General features: G+C 68.1%; 9 protein-coding genes. 6 read left to right on the plus strand and 3 right to left on the minus strand.

What is annotated here, in order from left to right:
- Nucleotides 1-425: 425 nt before the first annotated feature.
- Together ACIRRA_RS15150 and ACIRRA_RS15155 are read right to left on the minus strand one after the other, a co-directional pair.
- Nucleotides 426-3,653 carry a beta strand repeat-containing protein gene (locus tag ACIRRA_RS15150; protein ID WP_402767650.1) on the minus strand — a complete coding sequence of 1,076 codons (3,228 nt, stop codon included), beginning with the start codon at nt 3,651-3,653 and terminating at the stop codon, nt 426-428.
- 375 nt (nt 3,654-4,028) lie between these two features.
- A complete protein-coding gene (locus tag ACIRRA_RS15155) occupies nt 4,029-4,232 on the minus strand; it encodes a recombinase family protein (RefSeq protein WP_402767652.1) in 204 nt (67 codons plus the stop codon).
- A gap of 471 nt (nt 4,233-4,703) precedes the next feature.
- Here ACIRRA_RS15155 and ACIRRA_RS15160 point away from each other — a divergent pair, with 471 nt between their 5' ends.
- From ACIRRA_RS15160 to ACIRRA_RS15185, 6 genes are all read left to right on the plus strand, one after another.
- Nucleotides 4,704-5,516 (plus strand): GH25 family lysozyme, encoded by an 813-nt coding sequence (locus ACIRRA_RS15160; protein WP_402767654.1) that lies wholly within the window; start codon nt 4,704-4,706, stop codon nt 5,514-5,516.
- A 35-nt stretch (nt 5,517-5,551) separates the two neighbouring features.
- Entirely contained in the window at nt 5,552-5,713 is a 162-nt protein-coding gene (locus ACIRRA_RS15165) for a hypothetical protein (RefSeq protein ID WP_402767656.1), read from the plus strand.
- A 130-nt stretch (nt 5,714-5,843) separates the two neighbouring features.
- On the plus strand, nt 5,844-6,188 hold the full coding sequence (locus tag ACIRRA_RS15170; RefSeq protein ID WP_402767658.1) for a hypothetical protein: 345 nt from the start codon (nt 5,844-5,846) through the stop codon (nt 6,186-6,188).
- 553 nt (nt 6,189-6,741) lie between these two features.
- Complete coding sequence (locus tag ACIRRA_RS15175) at nt 6,742-7,182, plus strand: hypothetical protein (protein ID WP_402767659.1); 441 nt, start codon at nt 6,742-6,744, stop codon at nt 7,180-7,182.
- The gene (locus ACIRRA_RS15180) at nt 7,179-7,484 is read left to right on the plus strand and encodes a hypothetical protein (protein ID WP_357000110.1); all 306 of its coding nucleotides are present in this window, start codon (nt 7,179-7,181) and stop codon (nt 7,482-7,484) included. Before ACIRRA_RS15175 ends, ACIRRA_RS15180 begins: the two co-directional genes overlap by 4 nt.
- A 777-nt stretch (nt 7,485-8,261) precedes the next feature.
- The gene (locus ACIRRA_RS15185; RefSeq protein ID WP_402767661.1) at nt 8,262-9,878 is read left to right on the plus strand and encodes an FAD-dependent monooxygenase; all 1,617 of its coding nucleotides are present in this window, start codon (nt 8,262-8,264) and stop codon (nt 9,876-9,878) included.
- Between the two features lie 129 nt (nt 9,879-10,007).
- On the opposite strand, the gene ACIRRA_RS15190 is transcribed toward ACIRRA_RS15185, so the two are convergent.
- Nucleotides 10,008-14,675 (minus strand): HAD-IC family P-type ATPase, encoded by a 4,668-nt coding sequence (locus tag ACIRRA_RS15190; RefSeq protein WP_402767663.1) that lies wholly within the window; start codon nt 14,673-14,675, stop codon nt 10,008-10,010.
- Nucleotides 14,676-14,677: the final 2 nt, after the last annotated feature.

Consider the following 14,677-nt stretch of genomic DNA (forward strand, 5'->3'; position numbering starts at 1 on the left):
AGTTGGCGATCGGCTTGGTGACGATAGGTCAGCTCGCGATCGGCGTCGTGTGGGTCGGGGGAATCGGGATCGGCGCTACCCGCGGATTCGGCTTGACGCTCGGCCTGTTTCCTGAGACGGCGGTGAATTCCGCACGGGCGCACCTGCGGTGGCGGTGGAACCGACTCCGCGGGATTCCAGACGACCGGCCCGTCATAGAACCAGTTCCGCCTTGGCGAATCCTCGCCGCAACCCTGGGAACTGCCGCACTGTCTATCATGTGGTGGTTCATCGCGGGCCGGGCCATGATCGAGGCCGCCCGGGGTTGACCCGAATTGGTCACCGTCGACTCCAAGGGCTGGGACAGTGCTGACTGTGGGTTCGATCGCGGCGCGGCTGAGCCGCCGGCAGGCCATGGCCCACCGACGGTCCAGCCGCATTCGCTCTCAGACGTAGGTGAAGGCGACACCGTTGCTGGTGCCACCTCCGGTCGTGGCGGTGATCTGCACCGTCCCGGCCACCTCCGCCGGGGCGACGGCGGTGATCTGGATTGCGGAATCAACCGTGAACGAAGTCGCCGGTGTGCCACCGAAACTCACTGCCGTCGCACCGGTGAGGTTCGTCCCGGCGAGCACGACCGTCGTCCCGCCGGCCACCGAACCGGTGGTCGGCACCGCCGCGGTCAGGGTAGGAAGCGCGACGTAGGTGTAGGCGACGCCGTTGCTGGTTCCGCCTGCGGTGGTGGCGGTGATCTGTACCGTTCCCGCTGTCCCGGCCGGGGCAACCGCGGTGATCTGGGTGGCGGAGTTGACGGTGAACGAGGTTGCCGGTGTGCCACCGAAACTCACCGCCGTGGCGCCGGTGAGGTTCGTCCCGGTGAGCACGACGGTGGTTTCGCCGGTCGCCGGACCGACGTTCGGTACCGCCACCGTCAGCGTGGGTACCGCGACGTAGGTGTAGGCGACGCCGTTGCTGGTTCCGCCTGCGGTGGTGACGGTGATCACTACGGTCCCCGCTGTCCCGGCCGGTGCGATCGCGGTGATCTGGGTGGCGGAGTTGACGGTGAACGAGGTTGCCGGTGTGCCACCGAAACTCACCGCTGTGGCACCCGTGAGGGCGGTGCCGGTCAGGACGACCGATGTCCCGCCGGTCACCGGACCGACGTTCGGTACCGCCACCGTCAACGTGGGTACCGCGACATAGGTGAAGGCGACACCGTTACTGGTGCCACCTGCGGTGGTGGCGGTGATCTGCACCGTTCCCGCTGTCCCGGCCGGGGCAACCGCGGTGATCTGGGTGGCGGAGTTGACGGTGAACGAGGTTGCCGGTGTCCCACCGAAACTCACCGCTGTGGCGCCGGTCAGATTCGTCCCGGTCAGCACGACCGACGTCCCGCCCGTCACCGGACCGACGTTCGGCACCGCCACCGTCAACGTAGGTACCGCGACATAGGTGAAGGCGACACCGTTACTGGTGCCACCTGCGGTGGTGGCGGTGATCTGCACCGTTCCCGCTGTCCCGGCCGGGGCGACGGCGGTGATCTGGGTGGCGGAGTTCACGACGAACGAGACCGCCGGTGTCCCACCGAAACTCACCGCCGTCGCGCCCGTCAGATTCGTCCCGGTCAGCACGACCGTGGTTCCGCCGGCCACCGGTCCCACGTTCGGTACCGCCACCGTCAACGTAGGTACCGCGACATAGGTGAAGGCGACACCATTGCTGGTCCCACCCGCGGTGCTCACGGTGATCTGCACCGTCCCCGCCGAACCCGCCGGGGCGACGGCGGTGATCTGGGTGGCGGAGTTGACGGTGAACGAGGTTGCCGGTGTCCCACCGAAACTCACCGCTGTGGCGCCGGTCAGGTTCGTGCCGGTCAGAACGACCGTGGTTCCGCCGGCCACCGGTCCCACGTTCGGTACCGCAATGGTCAGGGTAGGAACCGCGACGTAGGTGAAGGCGACACCGTTACTGGTGCCACCCGCGGTGGTGACGGTGATCAGCACCGTCCCCGCTGTCCCGGCCGGAGCGACCGCGGTGATCTGGGTGGCGGAGTTGACGGTGAACGAGGTTGCCGGTGTCCCACCGAAACTCACCGCCGTCGCACCGGTCAGGTTCGTCCCGGTCAGCACGACCGACGTGCCGCCCGTCACCGGACCGACGTTCGGCACCGCAATGGTCAGGGTAGGAACCGCGACATAGGTGAAGGAAACACCATTGCTGGTCCCACCCGCGGTGGTGACAGTGATCTGCACCGCTCCGGCCCCCTCCGCCGGTGCGATCGCGGTGATCTGGGTGGCGGAGTTGACGGTGAACGAGGTTGCCGGTGTGCCACCGAAACTCACCGCTGTGGCACCGGTGAGGGCGGTGCCGGTCAGCACGACCGTCGTCCCGCCTGTCACCGGACCGACATTCGGAACCACGGTCGTCAACGTGGGTACCGCGACATAGGTGAAGGCGACACCGTTACTGGTGCCACCCGCGGTGGTGACGGTGATCAGCACCGTCCCCGCTGTCCCGGCCGGGGCAACCGCGGTGATCTGGGTGGCGGAGTTGACGGTGAACGAGGTCGCCGGTGTGCCACCGAAACTCACCGCTGTGGCACCGGTGAGGGCCGTGCCGGTGAGCACGACGGTGGTTCCGCCGGTCACTGGACCGATGTTGGGTACCGCGGTGGTCAGTGTGGGTACCGCGATATAGGTGAAGGCGACACCGTTACTGGTGCCACCCGCGGACGTGACGGTGACCTGCACCGTTCCGGCCGCATGGGCCGGGGCGACAGCGGTGATCTGGGTATCGGAGTTGACGGTGAACGAGGTTGCCGGTGTCCCACCGAAACTCACCGCCGTGGTGCCCGTGAGGGCGGTGCCGGTGAGAACGACCGTGGTTCCGCCCGTCACTGATCCTGAAGCGGGGGCGATGCTGGTCAGGGTTGGTACCGCGGCATAGGTGTAGGTGACACCGTTGCTGGTTCCGCCTGACGCGGTGACGGTCACCTGCACCGTCCCGGCCGCATGGGCGGGGGCGACGGCGGTGATCTGGGTGGCGGAGTTGATGGTGAATGTCGTTGCGGTCGCGCCGAATCGGACGGTCAACGGGCCGGTGAATCCGGTGCCGGTGATCGTCACGTTGTTGCCGCCCGTGGTGGGTCCGGAGGCCGGGGACAGGGAGGTGATGGCCGGAACGACGACGTAGACGTAGGTGACCGGATTGCTGGTGCCACCCGGTCCGGTGACGGTGACCGACACGATCCCGGTGCCCGCGGGGGCGACGGCGGTGATCTGGGTATCGGAGTTGACGGTGAACGAGGTCGCGGGTGTGCCACCGAAATTCACCGCGGTGACGCCGGTCAGACCCGACCCGGTCAGTGTCACCGTCGTCCCGCCCGCGGTCGTGCCTTGGCTGGGACTGATGCTGCTCAGCGCGGGCACCGCGAGGTAGGTGTAGGGCACCCCGTTGCTGGTGCCCGCCGAGGTGGTGACGGTGACCTGCACGGTACCGACCGAGCCGGCGGGGGCGATCGCGGTGATCTGCGTCGCGGAGTCCAGGGTGAAAGTCGTTGCGGTAGTGCCGAACAGCACGGTGGTCGGCCCCGTGAACCCGGTACCGGTGATGGTGACGCTGGTTCCCCCGGTCGTGGGCCCGGAGGTCGGGGACAGGGACGTGATGGTAGGCATGATGCTTGCCTCCTTACTGCTTGTGGTAATTCCTCGGTCGCAGCCGTGTGGTTGCCCGAGTTCTCATGGCGGCCCGCTACTTCCATTAACAACCCTGAAACACGCCGCTGACCGGCCCGGGGCGTTCGCTTTCGTTCGTTATCGGATTCGCTGAAGGATTCCGGTCGGTCGTCAAGCACCACCGGTCCTGCGTCCGCGTGCCGTGATCACGATGGCCGCGGGCTCGGCGAGGTTGGCGGTTCCGGATCGGGGACGTCCGCCGTCGTCAGTGGGGTAGAGGCGTACCGCGTTCGACACCGAAGATGTTCGTGACCCGCCGCCCGGTATGGCGGCCCTCGTCGTAGAGCCGCCGCGCGGTCTCGATCTGACCGCCGGTCAGCTTCGGCTGGTGCGGCCGCGCGCCCGGGCGGCGGCCACGCCGTTGCGGATGCCGGCGATGATCAGCTCGCGCTGGGATTCCGCCAGCACCAAGAGCATGCCGAACATGGCGCGGCCCCTGCGGTATCGGGGGAGCAGCGGGTGGTGGATCGGGTCGGCGGGATCGAAATCCGCATGAGCGTTTCGTCGACCCGGCGGCACCGCCGGTGTTGTTGATCATGGGTGCGGTTGTGCGGATCGACAACTGGCCGGAGGGCTTGCGCGCCGAGCTGATCGAGCGCGGGTTTGCATGTCATTCGGTTCGACAACTGTGACGCTGTGCCGAACGCGCCGAACATGGGGCGGCCGCGCAGCTGGGCGCTCAGGACGAAAAGCTGTGGGGGACAAGAACTATCACGATCGATGCGCCCGAGCTCGCCAGTGCCCGGGCCGGGCGTGATGCGGGCGATCACCGCCGATACGCGATCGCGCGCGGGCGGATCCGTGGGCGCGTCGATTGCATCGTCTCTCGGCCGGTGTCGGTGCGGCAAGGATCCGGAAAACGGACAAGAAAGGACCAGCAAAGGCGTTGCCAGGCCACCGGTTCGGGTCGTCAATGAAAGCAGCGGGTCACCAAGGTATTCCAGAGCATTCGAGCGCGAGAGGCGGTCGAGTTCGATGACTTTGTATGGGGTGGATATCTCGAACTGGCAGGCCGGTATCAGCATCCCGGGGGTCGCGGCTGCGGGTTTCTCGTGGGTCGAGGCCAAGGTGTCCGAGGGTGATTACCTGCAAGATCCGGCGTGGCCCGGATTCCTGGCCTCCGCGCAGAGGATCGGGTTGCCGATCATCGGCTATCACTACGCCATGGCCGACTGCGGCCCGGTGGCGCAGGTGCGGGCGTGGCTGGCCAACAATGGTGGTGCGGTCGTGATGATCGATTTCGAGGGTGGTGGGGGTGATATCGGCGATTTCTGGGCATTGGTGCGGGCTTTCGATGATGTCGGGGTGAAGGTTGTGCTTTCCTATCTGCCGCAATGGTATTGGGAGCAGATCGGGTCTCCTGATCTGTCGCAGGTGCCCGGGCTTGTCGCGTCGATGTACCCGGGTGGCAGTGGCTGTGCCCGCGACCTGTATGCCGCTGCCGGTGGCGATTGCGGCCAGGGATGGACACCCTACGGGGATGCGCAACCGCTGATCTGGCAGTTCAGCGATCAAGCCTCTGTCGCCGGGATGAGCGTGGACGCCAACGCATTCCGCGGCGACATCGACGACCTCACCGCATTGATCGGAGACGACATGACACCACAGCAAGCCCGGCAATTGCAAGACATCTGGGACCAGTTACGCGGTCCGGACGGTCAGGGCTGGCCGCAGCTCGGCCACAACAGCGAAGGCCAGAACCTCACGCCCGTCGATGCGCTCGCCGGGCTCATCGAGACTGTCAACGGTTTGGTTGCCGATGTGCGAGCACTGAAGGGAGCCACCAGCAATGAGCCTGGGTAGATATCAGCAGGCGATGGTGACCGTCCTGGGGTGAGGTGATCACCTTCGGTACGGCAGCGACGACGCTGTTGCTGACGGTGCAGCAGCAGTGGCATCCGGCGGCGGCCGTGGTCGCGGTCATGCTGGGCGTGCTGGGGATCGCCAAGACTCTGTACGCGGCACTGACCGGTCACCCTGCGCCGAGGCGCCGTATGTGACCAGGTCCGGCGACCTCGACCCTGCGAAATTCTGGTGGCGGGCCGAGGCCGCGATGCCCGCGCGTGATCGTCACGTCCGTTACATGGGCCGAATTTGCGGTGATCCAGGCGCACGGTCGGTGACGAATGTATGGTCGTGACCGACTTAGTTTTCGCTGACGCGAGCCCGATGCTGCTCGACCTCGACGACCTCGGTGCCGAAAGGCACCGGCATCTGCTCGACACGGCTGCGCATTTTCATGCCGCGGCCTGCCGGGTGATCGGTCGGCTGGTCGACCTCGATTCCGAAACAGACCTGCAGACAGTGCTGTTCGACGAGCTGGACCTACCGCAGACGCCCGACCGTGCCACCGACACGGCCGCGCTGTATGCCCTGCGGGACGAGCATCCACATCTGTTCCTGACCCATCTGCTCGCCTACCGCGCCATCCGTGCAATCAGCACCGCGCAGTGCCCAGGTGTCGGTCGCCTTTGAGCCGATCCGGTTTCGGCCCGTTGTCCGGATGCGCTGCCGGGAAGCCGAAGCCGGCACCGGGCGACGTGTAGTGCCTGTGCTGGCGCTGGTGCTGGTCAGCCGGACGACCTGCCATCAGCGGATCATTGCCGACAATGACCGTCGGGACGACGCAAGCACCGATGGGTTTCTCAGCAGTGAACGCGTGCCGGATGCGGTGGTGGTTGGGGTGTCTGGCAACAGGTGTGCGAAACCGGACGAAAGCGGATCGGCAGATGCGTTGCCGGGCAGCCGGTTCAGGAGTGTTAATGAAAGGGCCGGAGCCTTCGGCAGCATTCCACACCCTCTGGGGTGTGGGGCATCGATCGGACGCAGCAATCAGGAGGCGAGCATCGTGGCTACCTTCGCGTCGTTTTCTGTGTCGTCAGGACCTGCCGGCGGGAGGTCTCCGTGCTGGATGGGCTGTCCGCCGATGGGGTCGCTGACCGAAATCGGTTGGCCGTGTGGGCATCTCTACGGTCGTATTCGTGGGCGGGGCCGGTCGGGTTGCTGCTCGAGGTGGCGGTGACCCGGTATGAGGAGCGTGAAGCCGCCGACCCGCCACGACCCTTTCGAGGTTGTCCTGTGTGCTGTGTTCGGTATGTCGGCACTGGTGCAGTGTTTCCACGCTGGGCCTGCGAATTCCGCGGTCGCGACCCTGCCTGCGGGATTGCGGGTGTTGTGGCTGGGGTTGACGCTGGCGGGTGCTGTGGCGACTCTGGTCGGTGTATTCGCCCGGCGGGTATGGGGTTATCTGGTCGAGCAGATCGGTTTGGGGGCGCTGGGCTGGTCGCTGGTGGCCTCCGGTGTGCAGCTGTCGATGATGCAGGTCCATCGGCAATCCATCAGTGCGGCCGCGGTCGCGGGTGGTGTGCTGCCCGTCGCGGTGGGTGTCGCGTTTCTGTGGAAGCGTCGGCAGCTGTTGCAGGACCTGAAGGCGTTGCACGCGATCCGTGACAGGAGGGCCGCCTCGTGAATGCGTTCGCGTCCTCACCGTTGTTCTCCGCACTCATGCTGCTGGCCAGCTCTTCGGCGTTGTCGGCGGCGGTGACGGCGTGGTTCAAGCGAGGCGATGTCGATGCCAGCATGACCAAGAAGAAAGCCGACGCCGCGAAGGTGCTCAGCGACCTCGCCATCTCCGAAACCCAACGCATGTCGGAGCAGATGGGCGAATTCCGGATGGCGCTACGCGCGCATCGGGAGTGGGACCGGAAAATGGTCGCCCGCGCACGTCAAGCAGGCATCGACTTCGACGACCCTCCCGAGCTGTACCTGTAACGAACCACCAGGTGGACGGCAACAGACCAGCAATGCACGCCAAAGAGCTTCCGGCAGATCGACACCACGTATCTCTCTGGTCGCCGATTTCGCCGAAGCCCCGTGCTTCTGTTTTTGCTCGGCCGGCTCGGTCACGGGCCGAACGATTGCCGGGCTCCGAGCAGGGCCCACGGTCCATCGACCGTTGATCCGGACTCCAGCGAGCGACTCGGTTTCAAGGTCACAGTCGACATCCAGCTCTCTGACAACGGCCCCACGCCACAGCTAATCCGGAGATATCTGCGACCTTCCGTGCCTCGGCACTCTCGATTCGTGCCACCAGCGCGTATTCGGGCGCTCCGGCACAGGATCTCAGTAGGGTGCGGTGTGGGTGAGCTGATCGTGGAGCGTGGCGGGGACCTGGTTGCGGTTATCGCGCCGCATTCTCATTTCGGATCATCCGGCCGGGGTCAACGTGGACGCCCCCGGAATCGGTGGGCCGCTTCGCCAGCGCGAGCGGTGCATCGCGCTCGGCGGCCGGGTGGATCGGCCCCCTTTCGATCCACCCGGCCTGAGCAGCAGTGGACCGTCACAGTGGAAATGGTCGTTTGCTAGGGCAGGTTTGGATGCGCTGCGGTCGCTGGCCGGCCCGCTGCCGATCGACACCGCCGACGAAGGCATGGGCCGAGCCGGCGACACGATTCTTACCGGTGCTCGACCTTCGAAGAACGCGCCGCTGGGCAGCGGCGAATGTACCGTAGGTGAGGGGTTCAATTCGCTTGCGAGAGAAGCATGTTCATGACCGATGCGGCAAACGCTCCAGTTCTGATCGTCGGTGCCGGTGGGGCCGGTCTGTCGCTGGCGCTGCTGCTCGAGCAACACGGCGTGTCCTCGATATTGGTCGAGCGGCGGGGTGATGTGTCCTGGTTCCCCCGAGCGCGCAATCTCAATTTCCGTACGCTGGAGATCTTTCGGGGTCTCGGGCTGGAGAAAGAGGTTCTGGCGGCGGGCACGCAGGTGTCCCGCACCCTCCGCAAGGACAGCCTGGCCGCGTCCGGGCATCAGGACTTCCCGTCCATCGAGGACGCCCTGCGGATCACCGACCATCCCGAGGCGCTCAGTCCCGAGCCGATGTTCTGGTACTGCCCGCAAAGCGTGACCGAGCCGCTGCTGGGTGCGGCGGCCCGCGAACGCGGGTGCGATATCCGCTACGGGTTCGAACTCGAGTCGTTCACACAGGATTCGGCGGGCGTGACCGCCACGGTGAGCGATCGCGCCACGGGAGCGCGGACGGTGCTGCGGGCCGACTACCTGGTGGCGGCCGACGGCGCGCACAGCCATGTACGCGAGCAACTCGGCGTGCCCATGGTGGGGGAGGGCGTGCTGGAGGAGTACTACATCTTCGTCTACTTCCGTGCCCCCTGGGCCGACCTGGTTCGCGGCTACGAATCCGACGCCGTGTTCATCGACCGCCCGGGCGTTCGCGGGTTCTTCCTGATCACCGACCCCGATCGCGGCATGTTCCTGATCCAGCAGAATTTCGAGCAGGAGTACACACCCGAACGCTGCCGCGAATTGATCCTGGACGGCATTGGCGTGCCGGACATTCCGGTCGAGGTCGTCGAGATCGCGCACTGGCGTCCGGCCCAGCAAGTGGCCGAACGGTTCCGCGTCGGGCGGGTGTTCCTGGCCGGGGATGCGGCACACACCATGCCGCCGAAACTGGGCATGGGCGTGAACACCGCCATCGCGGGCATGCACAACCTGGCCTGGAAACTGGCAGCGGTCCTGCACGGGCAGGCGGGCGAGGCGCTCCTGGATACCTATGAGGCCGAGCGTCATCCGATCGCCGGTCTGATCTCCCGGCAGTCGCTGGTCGGCCCGGCCGCCACCTTGATCACCGGTGGCGAGGATGACGCCCTGCTCCCCGCCGAGGAGCGCGTGTCGATGTTCTCGTTGACCATCGGCAACCGCTATCGCTCCCGCGCCGTACTGTCCGAACACCCTGCGCCGGAGGGCCTCGAACTCCTGAACGGACCCGAGGACCTCTCCGGCACCCCGGGCACCCGCATCCCGCACGGCGGCCTGGCGCGCAACGGCGAGTCCATCTCGCCCCTGGACCTCTTCGACGGCAGATTCGTGCTGCTGACCGGCCCGCAGGGCGCGCCGTGGACCACCGCCGCATCCGAAGCGGCGGCCGCCACGGGCGTGCGCATGGCGGCCTACCGCCTCGGCCCCGATGCGGACCTACGCGATCCGGACGGAAAGTGGTGGGCGGCAACGGGTCTGCCCGCCGACGGAGTCCTCCTTGCCCGCCCCGACGGCATCGTCGCCTGGCGCACCGACGCCCTTCCCGCCGACCCCACCTCGGCCCTGACCGCGACCCTCACCGCCATCCTGGCCCGCGACACCTGATGTGTGGGCCTGTTCTGTCAAGTGGCAGGTGAAAGCGGTCCCGGCAATTGTGGGCGGCCCGCGCCGCCGAGGGTTTGCACCCACATCATGATTCGCGAATTTCGGGGTCGGCTGGGCGCCCGTGACTGCTCAGGGTGCGGCAAGCGCTGATTCCAGTTCGTGCTGGCGGGAATCCGAGACATTGTCGGGCCTGCAGATTGCCCGGTCCGTGTCAGCACTCTGCGAAAAGCAGGCCACGTCGGGCCGCGGCCCGGACAGCGCGCGGCCGGTGAGCAGGGCCGCGCAGGTGCCGGTTGCGGCACAGCCCAGCACGATCGACCACGCTACCGGCCCCAGTGGTACACACCCGAAGAACCGGTTCACTCCCGGCGCCATGATGATCACGGCGAGGAGTACGGAGCTGCCTGCCACAGTCGCCCAGACCAAGCTGCTGTGCCGGCCGATCACCAGGGTCTGCCCGAGCTGCGTGCCGATAAGGGCGGCCAGTGCCATCGTTTCCGCGCGGCGGCGCCGGCCGGTGGCGCGGCCGAGCAGCCAGGCCGCGCCGGCGCCGATGGTGGTGCAGGCGCCGCGCACGGCGACGGCTTGCAGGAAGTCGCTTCCGATCCCGGGCGGTGGCCCGAGTGTCCTGTCGGCCGTTTCGGTGTCGTCGGCGGGCCGGGTCTCCGAGAGTGTGAGCGCCATTGCCGGACCGAGGTCGGTGAGCAGGTTCACCACCAGGAATTGCCGGGTGCCGATCGGGGCTCGGCCGGACAGCAGCGTGCCCAGGACGGTGAACGCCACCTCACCAGCGTTGCCGCCGACCAGTACACCGATCGCGTCGCGGACTCGCTGCCACATGCCGCGGCCCTCGGCCAGTGCCTCCTGCAGCACGGTGAGGTCGAGGACAGAGCCGGTGTCGGTGAGGATCAGGTCCGCGGCCTCGCGTGCGGCGACCGACCCTCGAGCGGCCAGCCCGATACCGACATCGGCGGTGCGGATGGCGGCCGCATCGTTGCTGCCGTCGCCTGCCATCGCTACCGTGTGCCCGCGGCGCTGGAGCGCGGATACGATGCGCACTTTATGTTCGGGCGATACCCGCGCGAAAACTGTTGCCTGCTCGATGAGTTCGGCTTGGCCCTCCTCGTCCAGCAGGTCCAGATCGGCGCCGGTGACCACCGTGTCGGCGGGGATGGCGAGCTGTTCGGCGACCGCGCGCGCGGTGATCGGGTGATCACCGGTGATCATCCGCACGCTGATGTCGTTGCGGGCCAATTCGGCAAGTAGTTCCAGTGACTGTGGGCGCGGGCTGTCGGCAATGCCGAGGAAGCCGAGAAGGGTGAGTTGCTCGATCTCTTCGGTGAGGTCGTGCGGAGCGGAGGCGAAATCGCGCCGCGCCACCACCAGCACCCGCAACCCCTGCGCGGCCAGCCGTCGCACCGCCTCCTCCGCGTCGGCGCGGCACTCGGGCGTGAACGGCCGAGTCTGCCGCCGGCCTTCGTCATCGGTGCGCAGGACCTGATCACAATGTGGCAGCAGCACTTCCGGTGCGCCTTTGACGGCGAGCCGGATTTGCTGACCGGTGTTGCCCACCGCCGCGGAGTACCCGCGGAAGCTCTCGAACGGCAACTCCTCGATGGGAGCCCAGGCATGGGGCTGTCCGTGCCCCAGATATGCGTGTGCTGCCTCGACGACAGCTCGGTCGGTGGCGTGTACCAGTGGGGCATCGTCGGGGTTGGGGCAGGCGTAGGCGGCGGCGCGCAGGAGCCCGCGCGACTGTGGCGTGCTCGCGAGATGGTCGCTGTCCCACTTCTGATCGAGATCGGCAACCGCGACCAGCCGCAATTGTCCCTCGGTGAGGGTGCCGGTCTTGTCGAAGCACATGGTGTCGACGCGGCCGAGTGCCTCGATGGTGCGGCTGGAACGGACCAGCACGCCGCGGCGGGACAGGCGGCGGGTAGCGGCCAGTTGGGCGACCGTCGCCACCAGCGGCAGTCCCTCGGGGACGGCGGCGACGGCGACGGCCAGCCCGTCGGCGAGGGCCAGGCGCAGCGGCAGCCCACGCAGGAAACTGGTGACGGTAACGGCGGTTCCGCCGCCGAGGGTGAACGGCAGCACGCGTTCGGTCAAGCTGTGCAGCTGTTCCTGCACGCCGCCGCTGGGGGGCGGCCCGGCGGCGGCGAGGGCACGACCGGCCTCGGTTGCGGTTCCGACTGCCACCACTACCGCGGTCGCCTCGCCGCTGACCACGACGCTGCCCTCGAACACCATGCCGGTGCGTTCTGCGAGCAGGGCGCCGGGTGTGGCGGGGGTCTGCTTTTCCACGGTCACGGTCTCGCCGGTGAGGCCGGACTCGTCCACTTCCAGCCCATCGGTCTCCAGCAGCCGCGCATCCGCAGGGACTACCTCGCCGGTGGCCAGAGCGATCACGTCACCAGCCAGCAGACCATCTGCCGGAGTCTCGATTTCGCCGCCTTCGGTGAGCCGCCGAGCAGTCAAGCGCTCGCCGAGCAGGAGTTTGTCCAGCGACAGCCGGGCGCGGCGGCGCTGCAGGGCCGACACTGTGGCATTGAGCCCCAGCACCGTGCCGACGAGCACGGCGTCGGTAGGCGAGCCGAGCAGCGCGGAGGCGACCGCGCCGACACCCAGCAGTGGAGTCATCGGATCGGCTAGCTCGCGGCGCACATCTGCGACCAGACCGGCGAGACTCGTTGCGGGCGTGGCCAATCGCTGCGATATACGGCTGGCGACGGTGGTGACGTGCGAGCGCGGTGGCGCCGCCGCCCGGCGCGGGGCGGGTAGTCGGGCCAGCACCTCGTCCGGTTCCAGGGCATGCCACGGCACCAGCCGCACCTCGGCCGGCCCGGTCGCGCGGGCGGCCCGGCGCCCGCAGTTCAGGCCCGTTGTCAACCCCATCAGAGTGGCCGCCGTGACCGGGCTGGTGGCCCGCGCCGCCCGAGACCCAGCGGGACCGGACGCGAGCAACAGACCGCTGAGCGTGGCCGCCGACAGCGTCAGGACCCGGCCGCGCTCACTGACACTGCGTGCCTGGCCGGTAGCGGCGATGATCTGCCGTGCCGAACTCAGATCCGGGCACACCACATCCGCCTGCCAGGGGATCCGTGCCGAAGCGCCGGGAGTTCGGGAGGCGATACCGATGCCCAGATCGGCGGCACCCAGGGCGCGATGTGCCTCGCCGCTGACCACCGCCACCACATGCCCCTGCCGCTGCAGTCGCCGTACCAGCCCGGACACCGACCCGCCGGCCAGCACGAATTCATCGGCACTGCGCCGCAATTCGCCGGTGCCCTCGTCACCGATGAGTACCACCCGCAGGCCCGCCTGCCGGGCTGTGGCCAGCAGCCCGGCGGCGCCCGGATGTGGCTCGTTCCCGATCAGCACCCGCCCGACCACATGTCCGTGCTCATGCAGCAGGTGCCAGCCCGGGCCCGCCGGATCGCTTCCGGGGTCGGGAGGATCCGCGTCCATGCCGAGTCGCGGGCCGGCGTCGGTATCGATGGCCAGATGCAGATTCTCACGCTGATGCTCAGGTGGTGGTGGGATGGGTAGTTCCTCACCATCGCACCAGAGCAGTCGCTGGGCGGCGCTCCACACGTGTTCGACCGGCCAGCGGTCGTCGTGGGATTCGGCGTCGAGCACCATGGCCCCTTGACCGCGCACCGCGTCCCGGTCGACGACCACCGCGGAAACCCGGTCCAGGCGGCGCCACATGAACGGATCGAGGGTCAGTACGCCGCGCGCCGCCATGAGGGTCGACAGCGCACCGGCGAAGGTCTCGCGACCGGCCCGCGCAGCCTTCGGCACGCCCGCCGCCACGGCGTCGGCGGCATCGGCGACCGTGCGGCCGCCGGCCAGCGTTGCCGCCGACGCCAGTGCCGCAGCCGTACTGACCTGTTCGGTGCAGCGCTCGATCGGTCCATGCGGCAGCGGTACCGGCCGCGGCTCGGGCGCATCGTATACGTCGACGCCCGGCAGGTCCGGGTCGGCGATCAGCTGTTCCCAGCGCCGCCACTGCGCGAAGCGAGCGGCGGCCTCGACCAGCCGCACCGCCCGCTGCACCGCATCGGCGCACAGGCCGGTCACTTCCGAGTCCATGGCCTGGCCCAGGGCATTTCCGATCGCGATCACGGTATCGGTGCGGTGGCGGCCGAGCTGGGCTTCCAGTGCGCCGCGCAACCGCGGCTGTCCGTCCACCAGAGCCACCGCCCCCCGGACTACATGGGCCGGCGGTGGTGCCGGGAGCAACCGCCCCGTGACGGCCACACCGATCCCGATGAGATCGCCGGTCAGCTGCAGCGCCGAGGTCAATACCGGCTCCCGATCGGAGGGGTGCTCGACCCCGCGGCTCCACGGCTCCGCACTGGTTCCGGCGAGATCCTCGACGCGTTCCAGGATCGCTTCCAGCTGTGCGGGAGACAGGCGTTGCGGGTCCGCGGCCACCACGACCCGCCCGGTGGCGGCATTGACCTGGAACCAGCACACCTCCGGTTCCTGCTCGAGGTGTTTGCGCGCCAACTCGGCTACCCGAGCGCTCTGTGCCGACTGCAAGCCGCGAACCTCGGCGTGAATCCGGTTGGCATGCACCGTGAGACGCCGCTGCGTACGCATGCGCCGCGGGTCCGCAAGTGCGCTCAGTTCCCGGCCGATGCCCTCGGTGAGTTCGGCGACTGTTCGAGCGACTACTGGGTCCCCCAGCCGTGACGCTACCGCGACCGGCCGCCGGAGCAATCCCAGCGTGGCTCCGGTGGCCGCGAGGGGCAGCCGGACCGGCGCAGTGGCCAGACCGCGCAGGGACACCA

This window comes from Nocardia sp. NPDC101769, assembly GCF_044766925.1.
In the GTDB taxonomy this organism is placed as follows: Bacteria; Actinomycetota; Actinomycetes; order Mycobacteriales; family Mycobacteriaceae; genus Nocardia.

What these genes read in the sequence shown, in the direction of transcription:
- ACIRRA_RS15150 (WP_402767650.1), bottom strand. Translation starts at nt 3,653, where the DNA reads ATGCCTACCATCACGTCCCTGTCCCCGACCTCCGGGCCCACGACCGGG.
- ACIRRA_RS15170 (WP_402767658.1), top strand. Translation starts at nt 5,844, where the DNA reads ATGGTCGTGACCGACTTAGTTTTCGCTGACGCGAGCCCGATGCTGCTC.
- ACIRRA_RS15175 (WP_402767659.1), top strand. Translation starts at nt 6,742, where the DNA reads ATGAGGAGCGTGAAGCCGCCGACCCGCCACGACCCTTTCGAGGTTGTC.
- ACIRRA_RS15185 (WP_402767661.1), top strand. Translation starts at nt 8,262, where the DNA reads ATGACCGATGCGGCAAACGCTCCAGTTCTGATCGTCGGTGCCGGTGGG.